This is a genomic window from Tepidimonas aquatica, assembly GCF_007556585.1.
Classification (GTDB): Bacteria; Pseudomonadota; Gammaproteobacteria; order Burkholderiales; family Burkholderiaceae_C; genus Tepidimonas; species Tepidimonas aquatica.
The window spans coordinates 1-20,930 of record NZ_VJNA01000018.1 but is presented as its reverse complement, the minus strand read 5'-3'; the positions used below and the strand labels follow the sequence as shown (position 1 = coordinate 20,930).

Here is a 20,930-nt window from a genome sequence, read left to right as displayed (position 1 = left end):
TCAGCGCTGCAGCGCCACCGCCGCGAACGCCGCGGCCAGCGCCAGCGCATGCACGAGCGTCGCCCCGATGGTGAGCCCGATCGCCGGCCGCAGCGCCGTCACCGCCCGCCCCAGCGCCACATGGCGCCACAACAGCCACGCCGCGGCCAGCGCCAGCGGCCCCGAGGCCAGGCCCCACCACGCGGTGCTCGGCGGCACTTGTGCCAGCCACAGCACCAGCAAGATGCCGTGCGCCAGCAGCGCCAGCACCGTGTACAGCGCCGCCACCCCCAGCGGCCCCAACCGCACCGCCAGCGTGCGCTTGGCCACCCGCGCGTCGTAGGGGGCATCGGGCACGCCGTTGATCAGCAGGATGTTGACCACCAGCAACGCAAACGGCACGGCGCTGGCCGCGGGCACCCAACTCCACTGGCCACGCTCGGCGTAGTCCGCCCCCACGACGATCAGCCACCACGCCAGCGCGACCGTCAGCTCCCCCAGCCCGCGTGCCATCAGCCGCAGCGGCGGCGCCGAGTACGCCCACCCCAGCGTCAACCCGGCCAGCCCGATCAGCACCAAGCCGCCGCCCGCGTGCAGCGCCAGCCACAGTCCGCCCAGCACCACCAGCGCCGCCAGCGCCAGCGCCAAGCGCCGCGCGTCGTCGGCGCTGGCCAGGCCCTGTTGGATCACGCGTGACCCACCGGTGAACGGCGACAGCGGCGCCGGGTTGGCGGCGTCGGCGCCGTTGAGCGCGTCGTGGTGGTCGTTCCATGCGTTGGCCGCGGCATGCGCCAGCAGCGCCAGCAGCAGCGTCAGCGCCGCGCGCCCCACGTCAAAGCCGCATCCGCACGCGGCCGCACTGGCCAGGCCCAGCAGCACACCGGCCAGCGTCACCCACAAAAAACCAGGCCGCGCCAACCGCCATGCGACGGCGGGCTGCAGCGGGGCGGTGCTGGGCGTGGGGTCCATGCCCATGCACTATACGGCAGCGGCGCTGGCGCGTATCATGCGTGGCATCTGACGTTGACGTCAACGTCAACCGTGCCCCGCGCAGTCCCAGTCGTCCACCATGAGCAAAAGCACGACCTACACCATCGGTGACCTGGCGCGTGAATTCGACCTCACCACCCGCGCCATCCGTTTTTACGAAGACATGGGCCTGCTGCAGCCCCGCCGTGCGGGGCCGGGTGGGCGCAGCCGCGTGTACTCGGCGCGGGATCGCACACGCCTCAAGCTGGTGCTGCGCGCCAAGCGGTTGGGTCTGAGCCTGTCTGAAGCCAAGGAGCTGATCGACATGTACGACAGCCCGCGCGACACTGGGCCGCAGTTGCGCAAATTTTTGCAGGTGCTGGCGGTGCACCGGCGCCAGATCGAAGACCAGATGGCCGACCTGCAAGCCACGCTGGACGAAATCAAAGCTCACGAAAAAGAAGCGCGTGCGCTGCTGGCCAAGCTGGGCGACGGGGCGAGTCCGCCGGAAAAAGCGGCATAATTGACGTTTACGTAAACGTCAATCAAAGCGCTCGCCGCCCCGCGCCGGAGACCTCGCCCGTGACCGCCACCACCCCCGATCTGACCGCGCTGCGCGAGCGTGTTGCCGCCAGCCTGGCCCGCCAGGGCATGATGCGCCACTTGGGCGTGCGGCTGGTCGAGGTGGGCCCGGGCACCGTGACGCTGGCGCTGCCCTATTCGGACAAGGTGACGCAGCAGCAGAACGGCTTCCACGGCGGCGCGATGGGGGCGCTGGCCGACATCGCGGGCGGCTACGCCGGCCTGACCGTGGCCCCGGACGGCATGGAAGTCACCACCGTCGAATACAAGATCAATTTCCTGGCCGCCTTTCAGGACGGCGAGTTGCTGGCCCTCGGTCGCGTCGTGCGCGCCGGCCGGCGCATCATCGTCACCACGGCGGAGCTGGTGCATGTGGCCCCCGACGGCACGCGCAGCCCCTGCGCGGTCATGCAGCAGACGCTGGTGCCGGTGCCCAAGACCTATTGACCGCCATTCCACCCCGATCCCACTCCAGGAGACGACCCATGACCCATTTGCCCGGCCTTGACTTTCAGCTTGGTGACGACATCGATGCGCTGCGCGACGCGGTGCGCGCCTTTGCCCAGGCCGAAATCGCCCCGCGGGCCGCGGAGATCGACCGCACCGACCAGTTCCCGATGGACCTGTGGCGCAAGATGGGCGAGCTGGGCGTGCTCGGCATCACCGTCGAGGAGGAGTACGGCGGCGCGGCCATGGGCTACCTGGCGCACATGATCGCGATGGAGGAAATCAGCCGCGCCAGCGCCTCGGTGGGGCTGTCGTACGGCGCGCACTCCAACCTGTGCGTCAACCAGATCCGCCGCAACGGGACCGAGGCGCAAAAACGCAAGTACCTGCCCAAGCTGATCAGCGGCGAGCACGTCGGCGCGCTGGCCATGAGCGAGCCGGGCGCCGGCTCCGACGTCGTCAGCATGAAGCTGCGCGCCGAGGACAAGGGCGGCTACTACCTGCTCAACGGCAGCAAGATGTGGATCACCAACGGGCCGGATGCCGACACGCTGGTGGTCTACGCCAAGACCGAGCCGGAACTGGGTGCGCGCGGCATCACCGCCTTCATCATCGAAAAGGGCATGAAGGGCTTTTCGGTGGCGCAAAAGCTCGACAAACTGGGCATGCGCGGCAGCCACACGGGCGAGCTGGTGTTCCACAACGTCGAAGTGCCGGCCGACAACATCCTGGGTGGCCTCAACAACGGCGTCAAGGTGTTGATGAGCGGACTGGACTATGAACGCGCCGTGCTCGCTGCCGGCCCCGTCGGCATCATGCAGGCGGTGATGGACAACGTCGTCCCCTACATCCACGAGCGCAAGCAGTTCGGCCAGAGCATCGGCGAGTTCCAGCTGATCCAAGGCAAGGTGGCCGACATGTACACCACGCTGCAGGCGGCGCGCTCGTTCCTGTACACGGTCGGCAAAAACCTCGATCGCCTGGGGGCGGCGCATGTGCGCCAGGTGCGCAAGGACTGCGCCAGCGTCATCCTGTGGTGTGCCGAGCAGGCTACCAAAATGGCCGGCGACGGCATCCAGATCTTCGGCGGCAATGGCTACATCAACGACTACCCGCTGGGGCGCCTGTGGCGCGACGCCAAGTTGTACGAAATCGGTGCCGGCACCAGCGAAATCCGCCGCATGCTGATTGGCCGCGAGCTGTTTGCGGAGACCGCCTGATGCCGTGGCGCGTGCTGCTGCAGCGCAACCGCGCCTGGGCCGAGCGCATCCAGGCCGAGCGCCCCGGCTTTTTTGCCGAGCTGGCGCGGCAGCAGTCGCCGCGCTACATGTGGATCGGCTGCTCCGACAGCCGTGTGCCGGCCAACCAGATCACCGGCCTGGAGCCGGGCGAGGTGTTCGTGCACCGCAACGTGGCCAACGTCGTGGTGCCCACCGACCTCAATTGCCTGTCGGCCGTGCAGTACGCGGTCGACGTGTTGCGGGTTGAGCACGTGATGGTCGTGGGGCATTACGGCTGCGGCGGTGTGCAAGCGGCGCTGCTGGGCCAGCGGGTGGGGCTGGCCGACAACTGGCTGCGCCACGTGCGTGACGTCGCCGAGCACCATGCCGCCACGCTGCAGGCGCTGGCGCACGACGCGCGCCTGGACGCCCTGTGCGAGCTCAACGTCATCGAGCAGGTGCGTCACGTGGCGCAATCGACGGTGCTGCAAGACGCCTGGGCGCGCGGGCAGGCGGTCACCGTGCATGGCTGGGTGTACGGTTTGCGCGACGGTTTGCTGCAGGACCTGGGGGTGTCGATCGGGTTGGGCGGCGACATCGAGGCGGGTTATGCTGCGGCCTGTGCGGCGGTGCGGCAACGGCACCAGGGGGCGCACGACCGCCCCGCCGCCTGAAGCAAAGGTCTGCACCATGCTGCTGCAACGCATCGACTCCAACGTCGCCTGGGGCATCGCCCGCGCGATGATCGACGGCTTCAACCGCCACTACCGCCTGTTTCGGGCCGAGTCGGCGCGCGCCAAGCACCGCTTCGAAACCGCCGATTGGGCCGGGCAGCAACGGGCGCAGCGCGAGCGCATCGAGTTTTACGACCTGCGCGTCAAGGAGTGTGTGACGCGGCTGGAGCGCGAGTTCCAGGCTTCGCAGCAGCCGATGGAGGTGTGGCAACAGGCCAAGCTGCTGTACATCGGCATGCTGGTGGACCACCGCCAGCCCGAACTGGCCGAGACGTTTTTCAACTCGGTCACGACCAAAATCCTGCACCGCAGCTACTTCCAAAACGACTTCATCTTCGTGCGCCCCGCGATCAGCACGGAGTACATCGAACCCGAAGACCCGAGCAGCCACACCACCTACCGTTGCTACTACCCGCAAACGCTGGAGGAGCTGCAGCCGACGCTGCAGCGCATGGTGCAGGACTTTGGTCTGCGCGTGCCGTTTGAGGATTTGGCGCGCGACGTGGCCGACGTGCACGACGCGCTGCTGCCGCTGTTCGACCACAGCCGGCTGCGCCCCAACTTCCAAATCCAGGTGCTCGACAGCCTCTTTTACCGCAACAAAGGCGCGTACGCGGTGGGCAAGCTGATCAACGGGTTTCAGGAAGTGCCGTTCGCGCTGCCCATCCTGCACAACGCGCACGGCCAGCTGGTCATCGATGCGTTGCTGCACGGCGAAGACGACCTGCTGATGCTGTTCAGCTTTGCGCGCGCGTACTTCATGGTCGACATGGAGGTGCCCAGCGCCTACGTGCAGTTTTTGCGCAGCATGATGCCGCGCAAGCCGCGCGCCGAGTTTTACAACGCGCTGGGCTTGGCCAAGCAGGGCAAGACGCTCTTTTACCGCGACTTTCTCTACCACATGCGGCACAGCACGGATAAATTTCGCATCGCCCCCGGCATCAAGGGCATGGTGATGCTGGTGTTCGACTTGCCGAGCTTTCCGTTCGTGTTCAAGGTCATCAAGGACCGCTTCCCGCCGCAAAAGGACATCACGCCCGAGCAGGTGCGCGCCAAATACCAGCTCGTCAAACAGCACGACCGTGCCGGCCGCATGGCCGATACGCTGGAGTTTTCGGAGGTGGGGTTTCCGCGCGCGCGCTTCACCGACGAGCTGATCGAAGAAATCCTGCGCGAGGCCCCAAGCCAAATCGAAATCGGTGACCGCAACGGCGACGGCAACGTCGAAGTGGTGCTCAAGCACGTCTACATCGAGCGGCGCATGATCCCGCTCAACATCTACCTGCAAGAGTGCTTCGACGCGCTGCAGGCCAACCCCGACGACCAGCGCGCGCGCCAGCAGCTCGAGCACGCCGTCATCGAATACGGCAACGCCATCAAGGATCTGGTGGCGGCCAACATCTTCCCGGGCGACATGCTGTGGAAGAACTTTGGCATCACGCGCCACGGCAAGGTGGTGTTTTACGACTACGACGAAATCGAATACATCACCGACTGCAATTTTCGGCGCGTGCCGCCACCGCGCAACGAGGACGATGAGCTCAGCGGCGAGGTGTGGTACAGCGTTGGCCCGCACGATGTGTTTCCGGAGACGTTCGGGCCGTTTTTGCTCTCCAACCCGCTGGTGCGCGAGATTTTTATGCGCCACCACGCCGACTTGCTCGACGTCGAATTCTGGCTGGCGCACCAGCAGCGCCTGCGCGCGGGGCACGTGCACGACATCTTCCCCTACGAGCAGTCGCGCCGCTTTTCCACCCGCCGGGCGGTGGCGTTGAGCCCCACCGCCGAATCGGCCGCCCGCGCTGCCGCGCCAGAGCCGCCGCCGCTGGATGGCGCGGCGCTGGTGGCGGCTTCGTCCACCTTTTCATCCGCTGAAGGAGTGACCGCATGAGCACCACCACCGATCCCATCGTCATCGTTGGAGCCGCCCGCACCCCCATGGGCAGCTTTCAAGGCGACTTTGCGGCCCTGGCCGCGCACGACCTCGGCGCCGCGGCGATCCGGGCCGCCGTCGAGCGCGCCGGCCTGGCACCGGAGCAGGTCGACGAAGTCCTGATGGGCAACTGCCTGATGGCCGGCCAGGGCCAGGCTCCGGCACGCCAGGCGGCGCTCAAGGCCGGGCTGCCCAAGAGCGCCGGTGCGGTCACACTGTCCAAGATGTGCGGCTCGGGCATGAAGGCTGCGATGCTGGCGCACGACATGCTGGTCGCTGGCAGCGCCCGGGTCATGGTGGCGGGTGGCATGGAGAGCATGACCAACGCGCCGTACCTGCTGCTCAAGGGCCGCGGTGGTTACCGCATGGGGCATGACCGCGTCTTCGACCACATGATGCTCGACGGCCTGGAAGACGCCTACGAACCCGGTCGCAGCATGGGCACCTTTGGCGAGGACTGCGCCGCCAAGTACCAGTTCACCCGTGAGCAGCAGGACGCTTTTGCCACTGAGAGCGTCAAGCGCGCCCAGCGTGCCGTGGCCGACGGCAGCTTCGCCACCGAAATCACACCGGTCACCGTCAAAGACCGCAGCGGCGAGCGCGTCGTGGCCACCGACGAGGGTCCCGGCAAAATCAAACTGGACAAGATCCCGCAGCTCAAGCCCGCGTTCAAAAAGGACGGCACCATCACCGCAGCGTCCAGCTCCTCGATCAACGACGGCGCCGCGGCGCTGGTGCTGATGCGCGCCTCCACCGCCGCCAAGCTGGGCTGCCGGCCGCTGGCGCGCATCGTCGGCCATGCCACGCACGCGCAGGAGCCCAACTGGTTCACCACCGCGCCGGTGGGCGCCACGCGCAAGCTGCTGGCGCAGGTCGGCTGGCAGGTGGCCGACGTGCAACTGTGGGAGGTCAACGAGGCTTTTGCCGTCGTGCCGATGGCGCTGATGACCGAGCTGGGCATCGGCCACGACATCGTCAACGTCAACGGCGGCGCCTGCGCGCTGGGGCACCCGATCGGCGCCAGCGGCGCGCGCATCATGGTCACGCTGATCCACGCCCTGCAGGCGCGCGGCCTCAAGCGTGGTGTGGCCACCCTGTGCATCGGCGGCGGCGAAGGCACCGCCGTGGCGCTGGAGCTGCTCTGAGACCCGGGGCGTCCATGATCCTGACCGACGAACAGCAGATGATCCGCGACGCCGTGCGCGCGTTTGCGCGCGAGCGGCTGTGGCCCCACGCGGCGCAGTGGGACCGCGACCACACCTTCCCGCGCGAGGCGCACCGCGGCCTGGCCGAACTGGGCTGCTACGGGGTGTGCGTGCCGCCCGAGTACGGCGGGGTAGGCTTGGACTACTTGAGCCTGGCGTTGGTGCTGGAAGAAATCGCCGCGGGTGATGGCGGCACCAGCACCGCCATCAGCGTCAACAACTGTCCGGTGTGCGCCATCTTGCTGCGCTACGGCACCGAGGCGCAAAAGCAGCGCTGGCTCACGCCGCTGGCGCGCGGCGAGCTGCTGGGCGCGTTTTGCCTGACCGAGCCGCACGTCGGCTCCGACGCCGCCGGGCTGCGCACCACCGCCCGGCGCGACGGCGACGGCTACGTGCTTGACGGCGTCAAGCAGTTCATCACCAGCGGAAAAAACGGCCAGGTGGCCATCGTGATCGCCGTGACCGACAAGACGGCGGGCAAGCGCGGCATGAGCGCTTTCATCGTGCCCACCGACACGCCGGGCTACATCGTCGAGCGTCTGGAAGACAAGTGTGGCCAGCACTCCAGCGATACCGCGCAGATCCGGCTGGAGGGCTGCCGCATCCCGCTCGACCACCGCATCGGCGCCGAGGGCGAAGGCTACAAGATCGCGCTGTCGGCGCTGGAGGGCGGCCGCATCGGGATCGCCGCGCAGAGCATCGGCATGGCGCGCAGCGCGCTGGAGGTGGCCATCGACTACGCCAAGCAGCGCGAAAGCTTCGGCAAGCCGATCTTCGAGCACCAGGCGGTGGGTTTTCGCCTGGCGGAGGCGGCGGCCAAGCTGGAGGCCGCACGCCAGCTCACCTGGCACGCGGCGACGCTGCGCGACGCGGGGCAGCCGTGCCTGAAAGAGGCCGCGATGGCCAAGCTGATTGCCAGCGAAACGGCGGAGTGGGTCTGCTCGGTGGCGATCCAGACGCTGGGCGGCTACGGCTACGTGCGCGACTTCCCGGTCGAGCGCATCTGGCGCGACGTGCGCGTGTGCCAGATCTACGAAGGCACCAGCGACGTGCAGAAGATTTTGATCCAGCGGGGGTTGTAGCGGCGGTCAACCGCCGCGACCCGGGCGGCGGGCGCTGCCTCGCCGGTGCGTGTCGTTCGGGGTTGCGCCGCCGGCACGGCGGCGGGTGGGACCCGCGGGGTTCGTGGCGTAAGATACACACGCCATGAATATCATCATCTTCGGCGCCGGGCGCGTGGGCGAAAGCGTCGCCGAGAGCCTGGTTTCTGAGCAAAACGACATCACCGTCATCGACCAGGACCCGGAGCGTGTGCGGGCGCTGGAGGAGCGGCTCGACCTGCGCGGCATGGTCGGCAACGGCATCCAACCCTCGGTGCTGGCCGAGGCGGGCGCCAAAGACGCCGACATGTTGATCGCCTGCGCGGCGCTGGATGAGTCCAACCTGGTCGTGTGCAAGGTGGCGCACGACGTGTTCCACGTGCCCACGACGATCGCGCGGCTGCGCTCGCCCGAGTTCGAGGAGGGCAGCGACCTGCTGGGCAAGTCGGGCTTTGCGGTGGACCACGTCATCTGCCCGGAAGAGTCGGTGATGCGCTACATCCACCAACTCATCGACTACCCCGAGGCGCTGCAGGTGCTGGAGTTCGCCCAGAGGCGCGTGTGCCTCATTGCGGTGCGGGCCACCGCCGGCAGCGCGCTGGTGGGGCACACGATCGGGGAGTTCCGCCAGCTTGTGCCGCAGGTGGACATGCGCGTGGTGGCGCTGTACCGGCTGGACGCCGAGATGACGCCCAGCGCCAGCACCCGCATCCTGCCCGGCGACGAGGTGTTCATCCTCGCGGCCAACGACCAAATCCGTTCGGTGCTGGCGGCGCTGCACGCGCGCGACAAGCCGGTGCAGCGCGTCATGATCGCCGGAGGCGGCAAGGTGGGGTTGCGGCTGGCGCGCTCGCTGATCGGCCAGTGCCAGGTCAAAATCGTCGAAGCCAGCGCCAAACGCTGCGAGTATTTGGCCAGCCAGTTACCCTCCAGCACGCTGGTGCTGCACGGCGACTGCACCGACGAGGCGCTGCTGGAAGAAGAAAACGTCGCCGAGATGGATCTGTTCCTGTCGCTGACCAGTGACGACGAGGACAACATCATGGCGGCGATGCTGGCCAAGCGGCTGGGCGCGCGGCGCGTGCTGGCGCTCATCAACCGCCGCGCCTACGCCGAGATGATGCAGGGCAGCACGATCGACATTGCGGTGTCGCCGGCGCAGACGGTGATCGGCGAGGTGCTGGCGCACGTGCGCCGCGGCGACGTGGTGGCGGTGCACAGCCTGCGCCGCGGTGCCGCCGAGGCGCTGGAAGGCGTGGCGCGCGGCGATGTCAAGAGCTCCCGCCTGGTCGGGCGGCGGGTCGAGGAGGTCAAGTTGCCCCCGGGGGCGCGCATCGGCGCCATCGTGCGCGGCGAGGGTCGTGACGCCGAGGTGCTGATGCCGCACCACGACACGCTGATCCAGGCCGACGACCACATCATCATCTTCATCCCCAACAAGCGCCTCGTGCGCGAAGTGGAAAAGCTGTTCCAGGTCGGCGCCACGTTTTTTGGCTGACCGGCGTTGCAGACCATGCCGTTTGTCCGTATCGCGCCCATTTTTGGCGTCGTCGTCATGGTCTTTGCGCTGACCATGTTGGTGCCCCTGGCCGTGGCGCTGAGCATGAACGACGGCACCGCCGAGCTGTGGGGGGGGCCGTTGCTGGCCGCCTTTGCGGCCGGTGGTGTGTTGTGGTGGGCCGGCCAGCGCATGGTGGGGCGCGAGCCTGACCTGCAGCCGCGCGACGGTATGCTGCTGGTGACACTGGCCTGGACGGTGCTGCCGGCCATTGCCACCGTGCCGTTGCTGCTGTTTTACCACCGCCACGGCGGCAGCCTGACTTTCACCCAGGCGTACTTCGAGACGGTGTCGGCGATGACCACCACCGGCGCCACCGTGCTGGTGGGGCTGGACGCGCTGCCGCCGTCCATCAACCTGTGGCGCGGCTTGCTGCAATGGTTAGGCGGCATGGGCATCTTGGTGCTGGCGGTGGCCATTTTGCCGATGCTGGGGGCGGGCGGGCAACTGCTGCGTGCCGAATCCACCGGGCCGATGAAGGACACCCGCCTGACGCCGCGCATCGAAGAAACCGCCAAAGGGCTGTGGAGCGTCTACGCTGGCATTTCGCTGGCGTGCGTGCTGGCCTACCGCTGGGGGGCATGTCGTGGCTGGATGCGTGGATCCATATGTTCACGACGATGAGCCTGGGGGGGATGTCGTCGCACGACGCCAGCTTTGCGTACTTCGAGTCACCGCGGCTGGAGTGGATCGCCACCGTGTTCATGCTGGTGGCCAGCGGCAGCTTTGCGCTGTACTTCGCCGCGCTGGTCAAGCGCAGCCCCGCGCGCATCTGGCGCGATGCCGAGTGGCGCGGCACCTGGCTGCTGATGCTGGGCTCGGTGCTGTTGATCGCCTGGTTGCTGGTGCAACGCGGCATTGTGCCGCAGTGGTCCGAGGCGCTGCGGCTGGCGGCGTTCAACGTGGTGTCAGCCGCTTCCACCACCGGCTACGCCACCACCGACTACCTGCAGTGGCCGGTGTTTGCCCCGATCTGGATGCTGCTGCTGTCGGGCGTGGCCACCAGTGCCGGCTCGACGGGGGCTGGCATCAAGATGGTGCGGCTGCTGATCCTGCTGAAGCTGGTGCGGCGCGAGCTGGCGCGCATCATCCACCCGCGCATCGTCAACCCGGTGACGCTGGGTGGCCGGCCGGTTGACGCGCAGGTGGTGTACGCGGTGCTGGCGTTCATGCTGGTCTACGGGGGCACGATCGCGGTGCTGACGATGGCGTTGCTGCTGACCGATATGCCCTTTGACACGGCGCTGTCGGCCATCGTGGCCAGCGTCAACAACCTGGGGCCGGGCCTGGGTGAGGTGGGGCCGGCGGGCAACTACGCCGGGCTGTCGGCGCTGCAGTTGTGGTTGTGCACGCTGGCCATGATCATGGGGCGGCTGGAGATGTTGGCGCTGCTGGTGCTGTTCACCCCCGGGTATTGGCGCAAGTAGAGGAAGGGCACATGGGGGCGACGCTGCATGTTTTTGCGCACGTGTTGATGGCGTTTGCCCTGGTGTTCGTGGTGCCGATGGGCTGGGCCTGGGTTCACGACGACGTGACCCACGAGGTGCAGTGGGCGCAAGCCGCCGGCTTGACGCTGGCCAGTGGTTTGGCGCTGTGGTTGGCGACGCGGCGGCACAAGCGCGAGCTGGGCACGCGCGACGGCTTCGTGCTGGTCAACCTGGTGTGGGCGGTGCTGCCCGCGTACGCGGCGCTGCCGCTGTGGTGGATGGTGCCGGGCATCACCTGGCACCACGCGTACTTCGAGGCCATGAGCGCGCTGACCGCCACCGGCGCCACCGCGCTGGCGAGGCTGGATGCGCTGCCGGTGTCGATCAATGTCTGGCGCTGCTTTTTGCAGTACGTGGGTGGCCTGGGGGTGATGCTGCTGGTGGTGGCGGTACTGCCGATGCTGGGGCTGGGTGGCATGCAGCTGTACAAGGCCGAAACGCCGGGGCCGATGAAAGACCAAAAACTCACGCCCCGCATCGCGGAGACGGCGCGCGGCCTGTGGGGGGTGTACTTTGCCTTTTCGGTGGCGTGCTTGCTGGCGTACCGCTGGGCCGGCATGACCTGGGCCGACGCCTTCATGCACATGTGCACGACGATGGGGCTGGCGGGGTTTTCGTCGCACGACGCCAGCCTGGGCTACTTCCAGTCGCCGGCGGTGGAGTGGGTGGCCACCGTGTTCATGGGTCTGGCGGGCATCAGCTTTTTGCGCTACTTCATGGTCGTGCGCAGCCTGACGCTGCGGCCACTGTGGGCTGACCGCGAAATTCGTACCTACGTGGTGGTGGTGCTGGCCGCCACCGTGTGGGTGGCGGGCATGCTGGCGGTGGAGCGGGTGGTGGACGACGTGCCCACCGCGCTGCGCGTGGCGGCGTTTCACGTGCTGTCGCTGGCCACCACCACCGGCTATGCCACCACCGACTACCTGCTGTGGCCGCCGTTCATCCCGGTGCTGCTGCTGTTTTTGGGCACGTTCGTGTCGTGCGCGGGCTCCACCGGTGGCGGCATCAAGATGGTGCGCATGGTGCTGCTGATCAAACAGGCGCGGCGCGAGCTGGTGCGTATCCTGCACCCGCGCGTGGTCAACCCGGTCACGCTGGGCGGGCAGACGGTGCCGCCGGTGGTGATGAACGGCGTGCTGGGCTTTATGCTGATCTACGGCGCGGCCACCGTGGGGCTGGCGTTTTTGCTGCTGCTGTCGGGCATGGACGTGGTGACGGCGTTTTCGGCTGTGGTGGCCACGGTCAACAACATCGGCCCCGGCCTGGGGGAGGTGGGGCCAGCCGGCAACTACGGCGGGTTGACGCCGTTTCAGCTGTGGGTGCTCAGCGCCGCCATGTTGCTGGGCCGCCTGGAGCTGCTGAGCGTGCTGGTGCTGTTCACGCGGGCGTTTTGGCGCCGTTGAACGCGGCGGCCCACGCGGTGGTGACCGCTGCCGCTGCCCCACCGCGCAGGGGCGAGGTCGCGGTGTTTAGGCCGCGCTGGCGGTGGCGCACACCTGCTCGGCGCTCATCGCGTCCCAGCATTTCAGCGCTTCGGCAGCGTACATCAGCGCCGGCCCGCCCCCCATGTAGGTGCAAATCGTCAGCAACTCTTCCAGCTCCTGGCGCGTGCCGCCCAGCTTGATGAGCGCGCGCACGTGGTAGCCGATGCAGGCCGAGCAACGCTGCGTGATGCCAATGGCCAGCGCGATCAGCTCCTTGTGCTTGGCGCTGATGGCGCCCTCGGCCATCGAGGCCTGCGCCAACTGCGAAAAACCGCGCATGGCGTCGGGCTGGGCTTTGCGCAGGTTGGCCAGTTGCGCACTGATATCACAGATGAGGTCGTTGTGGTCGACGATCGGCATGGCATTGGACTCCGTGCATGGCAACGGGTGCATACTGCCATGGGTATTTGGCGTAGGGGTTGACGCACGTCAACCTGCGACCACGCTGCTGCTACGCTGGGCTTGGTTGGTTGGCGGGTGTGACAGTTAACACACTCCCGCCAGGGCAGCACGCCTTCGATGCGCTGAGTACAGTACTTGGTATCGAGCTCCGGTTGACGGCACCCCTGATGCCGCAGACCAATGGCATGGACAAGCGCTTCAACGGCCGCATCGGGGAGGCGCTGTCTGACTCAGGGCGCTCTCAAAGATGCAAACACCGCTGCAGGCCATGAAGGACGGGCACCGGCGAAGGTCGGAGTTGTTCCAAAAGCGACCCCATAATCATCCGGGACATGACACCTATCAAACAGATAGGCGAGGGAGCGAGCACCGCGCAACGCCGCAGATGGCCTACCGCAGCAGTTTTTCAACGGCCTGTTAGGGTGAGCGACATGGACATGCATTCTCGGCTCTTCACGGGAAAAGAAGAAGAGCCGGTAAGGACCTTCACGGACAACTGTCGGGGCCATGGGATTCTTGTCGGTCGATGCAGCCGTAAAGCACTCTACCATGCCATTGATCTTTGGCCTCCTGGGCGGGGTGGGTCGGTGCTCGGGGGCCGGGGCCGCGCACAGCGGCGAAGGCATGCTGCCCAGTGGGCGTGCGCTCGCTGGTGGTGATGAAGTGGTCGGTGAGCGCCTCGCCAAGCAGGTCGGCATTCTTGCCAAGGTGTTGTCGGCCAAGTCGTGAGCACCGCACCGTTGGGTTGGCGAACATGGTTCGCCTCCGGGGTTTCACCCGTCCTGGGACGAAACGTTGCTCTCGGCCTTGACCGCTGCATCTGTGCCAACGGTCCGGACCGTGCGCTCGCGCCACGCCGCCGGGCTGGTGCCGGTCCAGCCGCGAAAGGCGCGCATGAAGCTTTTGTCGTTGTCAAACCCCACCGCGGCGGCGATGCGCTTGATCGGCCAGCGGGTGCGCAGCAGGTAGGTGGTGGCCAGTTCTTGGCGCACCTGGTCGCGCAGCGCTTGCACGCTGGTACCGCAAGTCTGCAGCTGGCGCTGCAAGGTGCGTGCCGAGACATGCAGCGCCTGCGCCAGTTGCGCGGTGTCGGCATGGGGGTGGGCGCGCAGCCACGCGCGCGCGCGCTCGGTCAGCAGGCGGTCGTGGTGGTAGGGGCGCACCATCAAGCGCACTGCGTGGGGCAGCATGGCGCGCAGGGCGGCGTCGTCGCGCCGCAGCGGCTCGCGCAGGTACGCGCGGCTCAGGCGCAGCGCGGTGGCGTCGGCGTCCCACAGCAACGGGGCGCCGCCAAACAGCAGCGGATAGACGTCGGCGTGCGCCGGCGCGGCCATGGCCAGCCGCACCTGCTGTGGCACGATGCGCGCGTCGATCAACCACGCGGCCAACCCCAGCACGTTGCGCAGCAACGAAACGTGCGCAAACTCCCGCATCGTGGCGCGTTGGGCAACGTCGGGCAGGTTCGCGCCCGGCGCGCGCTGTTCGATCAGTGTCAGCTCGGCGTGCTGTTCCTGTTCGCGCCACTGCAGCAGCACATCGTCCGTCAGCAGCGCGTGGTGGCGGCACCAGCGCCGCAGCGCCAGCCCCAGGTCCGGGGCGGTCAGCGAGGCGCGCGCCAGCATGCCGTAGCTGCCCCACGGCAGCCGGCGGCTGAACCAGCCCAGCGCCTCGTCGTCGAGCTCACGCATGGCGCGTGCGGCCAGCCGCTCGAACGGTAGGCTGGTGACGCGTGCGTGCGGCGTGGTCAGCAGCGCCGGGTCGATGCCGGCATCCAGCAGCGCCGGTTGTGGGTCCAGTCCGCGGCGCGCGTAGGCCAGCGCGATGGCGCGCACGAACGCGACCGGGGTGGCGGCCACCGGGCGGCGCTGGGTGGGCGGCAGGGTGGGCGACATGGTTGGCGCATTATGCAACCCAAGCGCCGGTGGGTGGGATTGGCGCAGCGGGCGCGTGCGCCCACAATGTGGCCCACCATGAGCACGCTGCCCACCCGCATCAACCCCCGCAGTGCCGACTTTGCTGCCAACGCCGCCGCCATGCGTGCGTTGGTTGATGATCTGCACGCCCGCATCGCCCAGGTGGCGCAGGGCGGCGGCCCCGCTGCGCGCGCCAAGCACACTGCGCGCGGCAAGCTGCTGCCGCGCGAGCGGGTCGAAATGCTGCTCGATCCGGGCTCGCCGTTTCTGGAGATCGCGCCGCTGGCGGCGCTGGACATGTACGACAACGAGGCGCCGTGCGCCGGGCTGATCGCGGGCATCGGGCGCATCGCCGGGGTGGAGTGCGTCATCGTGTGCAACGACGCGACGGTCAAGGGCGGCACCTACTACCCGATGACCGTGAAAAAACACCTGCGTGCGCAGGAAATCGCGCAGCAAAACCGCTTGCCCTGTGTGTACCTGGTGGACTCGGGGGGCGCCAACCTGCCCAACCAGGACGAGGTGTTCCCCGATCGTGACCACTTCGGCCGCATTTTTTACAACCAGGCCAACATGAGCGCGCAGGGCATCGCGCAGATCGCGGTCGTCATGGGCTCGTGCACGGCGGGCGGCGCCTATGTGCCGGCGATGAGCGACGAAACCATCATCGTCAAAAACCAGGGCACGATTTTTTTGGGTGGACCGCCGCTGGTCAAGGCGGCCACCGGCGAAGTGGTCAGCGCCGAGGACCTGGGCGGCGGCGATGTGCACACGCGCCTGTCGGGCGTGGCCGACCACCTGGCCGAAAACGACCTGCACGCGCTGGCCCTGGCGCGCGAGGCGGTGGCGCGCCTCAACCGCGGCAAGGAGTGGCCCGTGCAGCGCCGTGAGCCGCGCGCGCCGCTGTACCCGGCCGAGGAGCTGTACGGCATCATCCCCACCGACACGCGCAAGCCGTTTGACGTGCGCGAGGTCATTGCCCGCATCGTCGATGGGTCAGAGCTGCACGAATTCAAAGCCCGCTACGGCACGACGCTGGTGTGCGGCTTTGCCCACATCGAAGGCATGCCGGTGGGCATCGTGGCCAACAACGGCATTTTGTTTGCCGAAAGCGCCGACAAGGGTGCCCACTTCATCGAGCTGTGCTGCCAGCGCAAGGTGCCGCTGGTGTTTTTGCAAAACATCACCGGCTTCATGGTCGGGCGCAAGTACGAAAACGCTGGCATTGCGCGCGCCGGCGCCAAGATGGTGACGGCCGTGGCCTGCGCCCAAGTGCCCAAGTTCACCGTCATCATCGGGGGCTCGTTCGGCGCGGGCAACTACGGCATGTGCGGCCGGGCGTACTCGCCGCGCTTGCTGTGGATGTGGCCCAACGCGCGCATCAGCGTGATGGGGGGCGAGCAGGCCGCCAGCGTGCTGGCCACCGTCAAGCGCGACGGCATCGAGGCCAAGGGCGGCACCTGGAGCGCCGCAGAAGAAGAAGCCTTCAAGGCCCCCATCCGTGCCCAGTACGAGCGCCAAGGGCACCCGTACTACGCCACCGCACGGCTGTGGGACGACGGCGTCATCGACCCCATCGACACGCGCCGCGTGTTGGCGCTGGGGCTTAGCGCGGCGCTCAACGCGCCGATCCCCGACACGCGCTTCGGCGTGTTCCGCATGTGAGGCGGCGGCGCACGACGTTCAACCCACAAGGGAGCCTGACGATGGACGATACGGTGCTGGTGGACGGGCGCGGCCCGGTGGCGCGCGTGACGCTGAACCGCCCCGCGCTGCGCAACGCCTTCAACGACGAGGTGATCGCGCGGCTGACGCAGGCGTTCGAGGCCCTGGGCGCCGACGACGCGGTGCGCGTGATCGTGCTGGCGGCCGAGGGCCCGGCGTTTTGCGCCGGGGCGGACCTGAACTGGATGCGCCGCATGGCCGACTACAGCCACGCCGACAACCTGGCCGACGCCGGGGCGCTGGCGCGCATGCTGCGCACGGTGGCGCAGTGCCCCAAGCCCACGGTGGCACGCGTGCAGGGCGATGTGTACGCCGGCGGCATGGGGTTGGTGGCGTGCTGTGACATCGCCGTGGCGGTGCAGGGCGCGGGCTTTTGCCTGAGCGAAGTCAAACTGGGCCTGGTGCCAGCCACCATCGGCCCTTACGTCGTGCGTGCGATGGGGCTGCGCGCGGCGCAGCGCTACATGCTGACCGCCGAGCGCTTCGACGCCGCCGAGGCGCTGCGCTTGGGGCTGGTGCACGAGGTGGTGGACGCCGCGCGGCTGGACGAGCGCGTCGAGGCCATCGCGCAGACGCTGGCGGCCAACGGCCCACAGGCGCTGGCAACCTGCAAGCGGTTGTTGCGCGACGTCAGCACGGCGCCGCTGGACGACGCGCTGATCGAGCGCACGGTGCGCATGATCGCCGACGTGCGCGCCAGCGCCGAAGGGCGCGAGGGCGTGCAGGCCTTTTTGCACAAACGCAAGCCCGGCTGGCTGCCGCAGGCCGAGGCTGTGCCACCCACCGCACCCACCCAAGGCTGACCCCCAGCGCCGAGGACCACGCACCATGTTCGACAAGATTTTGATCGCCAACCGCGGGGAGATCGCCTGCCGCGTGGCGGCCACCGCGCGCCGCCTGGGCATTCGCACGGTGGCGGTGTACTCCGACGCCGACGCGCACGCGCGCCACGTGGCCGCGTGCGACGAAGCCGTGGCCATCGGTGGCGCCGCCCCGAAGGACAGCTACCTGCGTTGGGAGCGCATCATCGACGCCGCGCGCGCCACCGGCGCGCAGGCGATCCACCCCGGCTATGGGTTTTTGAGTGAAAACGAAGCCTTTGCCCAAGCTTGCGCCGACGCTGGCCTGGTGTTCATCGGTCCGCCGCCGTCGGCGATTGCGGCGATGGGCCTCAAGGCCGAATCCAAACGGCTGATGGAGGCCGCGGGCGTGCCGCTGGTGCCGGGCTACCATGGCGTCGACCAAGATCCCCGGCTGCTGCGGGCCGAGGCCGAGCGCATCGGCTACCCCGTGCTGATCAAGGCCAGCGCCGGCGGCGGCGGCAAGGGCATGCGGCGGGTCGACGCGCCCGAGGCGTTCGACGAAGCCTTGGCCGCCTGCCAGCGCGAGGCGCTCAACAGCTTTGGCGACGCAGCGGTGCTGATCGAAAAGTACGTGCAGCGCCCGCGCCACATCGAAATCCAAATCTTTGCCGACACCCACGGCCACGCCGTGTACCTGTTCGAGCGCGACTGCTCGGTGCAGCGCCGTCACCAAAAGGTGCTGGAGGAAGCCCCCGCGCCCGGCCTGACGCCCGAGCAGCGCCAGCAAATGGGCCTGGCGGCGGTGGCTGCCGCGCGTGCGGTGGGTTACGTGGGCGCCGGCACGGTGGAGTTCATCGTCGAGCAGCCGCTGGGCTACGACCACCCGGAGGCGATGCGCTTTTATTTCATGGAGATGAACACGCGGCTGCAGGTCGAGCACCCGGTGACCGAAGCCATCACCGGCCTGGACCTGGTCGAGTGGCAGTTGCGCGTGGCCGCCGGCGAGCCACTGCCGTTGCAGCAACACGAACTCGCGCTGCACGGCCACGCGATCGAAGCGCGCATCTGCGCCGAAGACCCCGAGCGCGGCTTTTTGCCTGCCACCGGCACGCTGCACGTGCTGCGCACCCCGCCCCACCGCGCGTTCGAGGTGGGCGACGTGCGGCTGGACGCCGGCGTGGCCGAAGGCGACACCATCAGCCCGCACTACGATTCGACGATCGCCAAGCTGATCGTGCGGGGCGAGTCGCGCGCGCAGGCGCTGGCGCGGCTGGACCAGGCGCTGGCGCGGTTGCACATCGTGGGCGTAGCCAACAACGTGGCGTTTTTGCGGCGCGTGGTGCAAAGCCCATCGTTTGCCCAGGCGCGGCTGGATACCGCGCTGATCGAGCGCGAGGCGGATCGGTTGTTTGGGCAGGCCGCGCTGCCCACGCCCGCGGCGGTGGCCGTGGCGGTGGCGCACACGTTGCAAGGGTGGCGGCAGCGTACCGACGCCGACCCCTGGAGCGCTGGCGATGGTTACGCCAGCCACGGTCAGCGCAGTCGGCGACTGGACTTCTTGGTTGGCGAGCAGGCCGTGTCCGCGCGCGTGACCTGGCGCCGAAGGGGCACGGTGTGGCTGCAGGTGGCGCAAGGGGACGGGGCTACCGACGCTGAGCTGTGCTGGCACACCGACCCCGGCGGTGGTTGGGCGTTGGCGGTGGCGTACGCCGGGCTGCAAACCCGCGCCACCGTGCACGCATGGGGCGAGCGGCTGCACATTTTCACCCCGCAGGGTGAGCACGTGCTGCTGGCGCAAGATCCCCTGGCGCACGCTGGCGACACCGCCACCGAGGGCGGCCGTCTGACCGCCCCAATGCCGGGCAAGGTGGTCGCGTTCCTCGTGCAGGCCGGCGATGCGGTCAAGGTCGGCCAGCCACTGGCCGTGCTGGAAGCGATGAAAATGGAGCACACCATCGCCGCCCCCGCCGACGGCGTGGTCGAGGAGCTGCTGTACGCCCCCGGCGACCAGGTGACCGAGGGCGCCGAACTGCTGCGCCTGCGCAGCGCCAGCGCCTGAGCCTGCCATCTGCACCGGACAACGCCATGCCGACCTACCCCGAACGTGTACGCATCCTTGACGTCAGCCCGCGCGACGGGCTGCAAAACGAAAAGCAGCCCGTGCCCGCGGCGGTCAAGATCGAACTGGTGCACCGCCTGCAAGCCGCTGGCCTGCGCGAAATCGAGGTCACCAGCTACGTCAGCCCCAAGTGGGTGCCCCAAATGGCCGACAACCACGAGGTGATGGCCGGCTTGCAGCGCCGCCCCGGTGTGCGCTACGCGGTGCTGACCCCCAACCTCAAAGGCTTCGAGGCCGCGCTGGCCGACCGGCCCGACGAAATCGTCGTCTTTGGCGCGGCCAGCGAAGCTTTCAGCCAGCGCAACATCAACTGCAGCATCGCGCAGAGCATCGAGCGCTTTGCGCCGGTGGTTGAGGCCGCGTTGCAGGCCGGCATCGCCGTGCGCGGGGCCATGAGCTGCACCGTCGGTTGCCCCTACGAAGGCGACGTGCCGCCCGAGCGGGTGGCGATGCTGGCCGGGCTGATGAAGTCCATCGGCGTGCAGCGGGTGGACGTGGCCGACACCATCGGCGTGGGCACGCCGCTGAAGGTGCAGCGCGCCATCGAGGCCGCCGCGCGCCACTACGACCTCGACCACATCAGCGCGCACTTTCACGACACCTACGGCCAGGCGCTGGCCAACACGCTGGCGGCGCTGCAACTGGGGGTGTGGAACGTGCAAGCCTCGGTGGCGGGGCTGGGGGGCTGCCCTTACGCCAAGGGCGCCACCGGCAACGTGGCCACCGAAGATGTGGTCTACATGCTGCACGGCATGGGCATCGACACCGGCATTGACCTCGATGCCCTGGTCGACACGGGGGCTTGGATCAGCGCGCAGCTTGGGCGCGCGACCGCATCGCGCGCCGCCCGGGCGCTGCTGGCGCGTCGTGGTTGAGCGTGAGAGAGGGCTGCTTGCACTGCGGCGGTGCGGCTGGGGTGCGCTAGCATGTCGGCTTGTCCGTCCAGTCCATCCCGAAGGGAGCTGCACCGATGCCCAAACGTCCGTCACCCGCCCCGGCGGCCGCGGGGGCCGACCTCGGCTTCGAAGCGCAACTGTTCAAAGCCGCCGACAAGCTGCGCGGCAACATGGAGCCCAGCGACTACAAGCACGTCGTGCTGGGCCTGATCTTCCTGAAATACATCTCCGACGCCTTCGAGGCCAGGCACCAGGCCCTGCTGGCCGAAGACCCGGCCGCCGCCGAAGACCACGACGAATACCTTGCCGACAACATTTTTTGGGTACCAAAGGAAGCACGTTGGTCCTACCTGCGCGCCAACGCCAAGCACCCT

General features: G+C 68.3%; 18 protein-coding genes and 2 pseudogenes. 17 read left to right on the top strand and 3 right to left on the bottom strand.

Annotated features, from left to right (window positions below; genetic code table 11):
• Positions 1–948 carry a prenyltransferase gene (locus tag Taqua_RS08120; protein WP_144326200.1) on the bottom strand — a complete coding sequence of 316 codons (948 nt, stop codon included), beginning with the start codon at positions 946–948 and terminating at the stop codon, positions 1–3.
• A gap of 100 nt (positions 949–1,048) precedes the next feature.
• Here Taqua_RS08120 and Taqua_RS08115 point away from each other — a divergent pair, with 100 nt between their 5' ends.
• The 10 genes and pseudogenes from Taqua_RS08115 to Taqua_RS08070 all read left to right on the top strand — a co-directional run bounded on the left by Taqua_RS08115 (position 1,049) and on the right by Taqua_RS08070 (position 12,617).
• Positions 1,049–1,471, top strand: a complete 423-nt coding sequence (locus tag Taqua_RS08115; RefSeq protein ID WP_144326199.1) for a MerR family transcriptional regulator — start codon at positions 1,049–1,051, stop codon at positions 1,469–1,471.
• Positions 1,472–1,602: 131 nt separating this feature from the next.
• The gene (locus Taqua_RS08110) at positions 1,603–1,977 is read left to right on the top strand and encodes a PaaI family thioesterase (RefSeq protein WP_144326228.1); all 375 of its coding nucleotides are present in this window, start codon (positions 1,603–1,605) and stop codon (positions 1,975–1,977) included.
• A gap of 38 nt (positions 1,978–2,015) precedes the next feature.
• On the top strand, positions 2,016–3,197 hold the full coding sequence (locus Taqua_RS08105) for an isovaleryl-CoA dehydrogenase (RefSeq protein WP_144326198.1): 1,182 nt from the start codon (positions 2,016–2,018) through the stop codon (positions 3,195–3,197).
• Positions 3,197–3,871 (top strand): carbonate dehydratase, encoded by a 675-nt coding sequence (gene can / locus Taqua_RS08100; RefSeq protein ID WP_058616744.1) that lies wholly within the window; start codon positions 3,197–3,199, stop codon positions 3,869–3,871. The genes Taqua_RS08105 and can overlap by 1 nt, the downstream gene beginning before the upstream one ends.
• A gap of 16 nt (positions 3,872–3,887) precedes the next feature.
• A complete protein-coding gene (aceK, locus tag Taqua_RS08095) occupies positions 3,888–5,822 on the top strand; it encodes a bifunctional isocitrate dehydrogenase kinase/phosphatase (RefSeq protein ID WP_144326197.1) in 1,935 nt (644 codons plus the stop codon).
• Positions 5,819–7,009, top strand: coding sequence for an acetyl-CoA C-acyltransferase (locus Taqua_RS08090; RefSeq protein ID WP_144326196.1), 1,191 nt, complete (start codon positions 5,819–5,821; stop codon positions 7,007–7,009). Before aceK ends, Taqua_RS08090 begins: the two co-directional genes overlap by 4 nt.
• A gap of 14 nt (positions 7,010–7,023) precedes the next feature.
• Complete coding sequence (locus tag Taqua_RS08085) at positions 7,024–8,151, top strand: acyl-CoA dehydrogenase family protein (protein ID WP_144326195.1); 1,128 nt, start codon at positions 7,024–7,026, stop codon at positions 8,149–8,151.
• A gap of 124 nt (positions 8,152–8,275) precedes the next feature.
• Positions 8,276–9,667, top strand: a complete 1,392-nt coding sequence (trkA, locus tag Taqua_RS08080) for a Trk system potassium transporter TrkA (RefSeq protein WP_144326194.1) — start codon at positions 8,276–8,278, stop codon at positions 9,665–9,667.
• A gap of 15 nt (positions 9,668–9,682) precedes the next feature.
• A pseudogene (locus Taqua_RS08075) lies at positions 9,683–11,154 on the top strand (TrkH family potassium uptake protein).
• An 11-nt stretch (positions 11,155–11,165) separates the two neighbouring features.
• Positions 11,166–12,617 carry a TrkH family potassium uptake protein gene (locus Taqua_RS08070; protein WP_144326193.1) on the top strand — a complete coding sequence of 484 codons (1,452 nt, stop codon included), beginning with the start codon at positions 11,166–11,168 and terminating at the stop codon, positions 12,615–12,617.
• A gap of 66 nt (positions 12,618–12,683) precedes the next feature.
• On the opposite strand, the gene Taqua_RS08065 is transcribed toward Taqua_RS08070, so the two are convergent.
• Positions 12,684–13,058, bottom strand: coding sequence for a carboxymuconolactone decarboxylase family protein (locus Taqua_RS08065; protein WP_144326192.1), 375 nt, complete (start codon positions 13,056–13,058; stop codon positions 12,684–12,686).
• 143 nt (positions 13,059–13,201) lie between these two features.
• Here Taqua_RS08065 and Taqua_RS13785 point away from each other — a divergent pair.
• Together Taqua_RS13785 and Taqua_RS08055 are read left to right on the top strand one after the other, a co-directional pair.
• Positions 13,202–13,312: pseudogene (locus Taqua_RS13785) on the top strand (IS481 family transposase); the annotation flags it as partial.
• Positions 13,313–13,649: 337 nt separating this feature from the next.
• Complete coding sequence (locus Taqua_RS08055; RefSeq protein WP_144326191.1) at positions 13,650–13,829, top strand: hypothetical protein; 180 nt, start codon at positions 13,650–13,652, stop codon at positions 13,827–13,829.
• A gap of 44 nt (positions 13,830–13,873) precedes the next feature.
• Here Taqua_RS08055 and Taqua_RS08050 read toward each other — a convergent pair whose 3' ends face one another.
• Positions 13,874–14,992, bottom strand: a complete 1,119-nt coding sequence (locus Taqua_RS08050) for an AraC family transcriptional regulator (RefSeq protein ID WP_144326190.1) — start codon at positions 14,990–14,992, stop codon at positions 13,874–13,876.
• A 78-nt stretch (positions 14,993–15,070) separates the two neighbouring features.
• On the opposite strand from Taqua_RS08050, the gene Taqua_RS08045 reads away from it, so the two are divergent.
• The 5 genes from Taqua_RS08045 to Taqua_RS08025 all read left to right on the top strand — a co-directional run.
• The gene (locus tag Taqua_RS08045; protein WP_144326189.1) at positions 15,071–16,678 is read left to right on the top strand and encodes a carboxyl transferase domain-containing protein; all 1,608 of its coding nucleotides are present in this window, start codon (positions 15,071–15,073) and stop codon (positions 16,676–16,678) included.
• Positions 16,679–16,719: 41 nt separating this feature from the next.
• Entirely contained in the window at positions 16,720–17,541 is an 822-nt protein-coding gene (locus Taqua_RS08040; RefSeq protein ID WP_144326188.1) for an enoyl-CoA hydratase/isomerase family protein, read from the top strand.
• Between the two features lie 25 nt (positions 17,542–17,566).
• The gene (locus Taqua_RS08035) at positions 17,567–19,600 is read left to right on the top strand and encodes an acetyl/propionyl/methylcrotonyl-CoA carboxylase subunit alpha (protein ID WP_144326187.1); all 2,034 of its coding nucleotides are present in this window, start codon (positions 17,567–17,569) and stop codon (positions 19,598–19,600) included.
• A gap of 26 nt (positions 19,601–19,626) precedes the next feature.
• Positions 19,627–20,535, top strand: a complete 909-nt coding sequence (locus Taqua_RS08030; protein ID WP_144326186.1) for a hydroxymethylglutaryl-CoA lyase — start codon at positions 19,627–19,629, stop codon at positions 20,533–20,535.
• 95 nt (positions 20,536–20,630) lie between these two features.
• Positions 20,631–20,930, top strand: a 300-nt coding sequence (locus Taqua_RS08025) for a type I restriction-modification system subunit M N-terminal domain-containing protein (RefSeq protein WP_144326185.1), incomplete at its 3' end; no start/stop codon positions are given.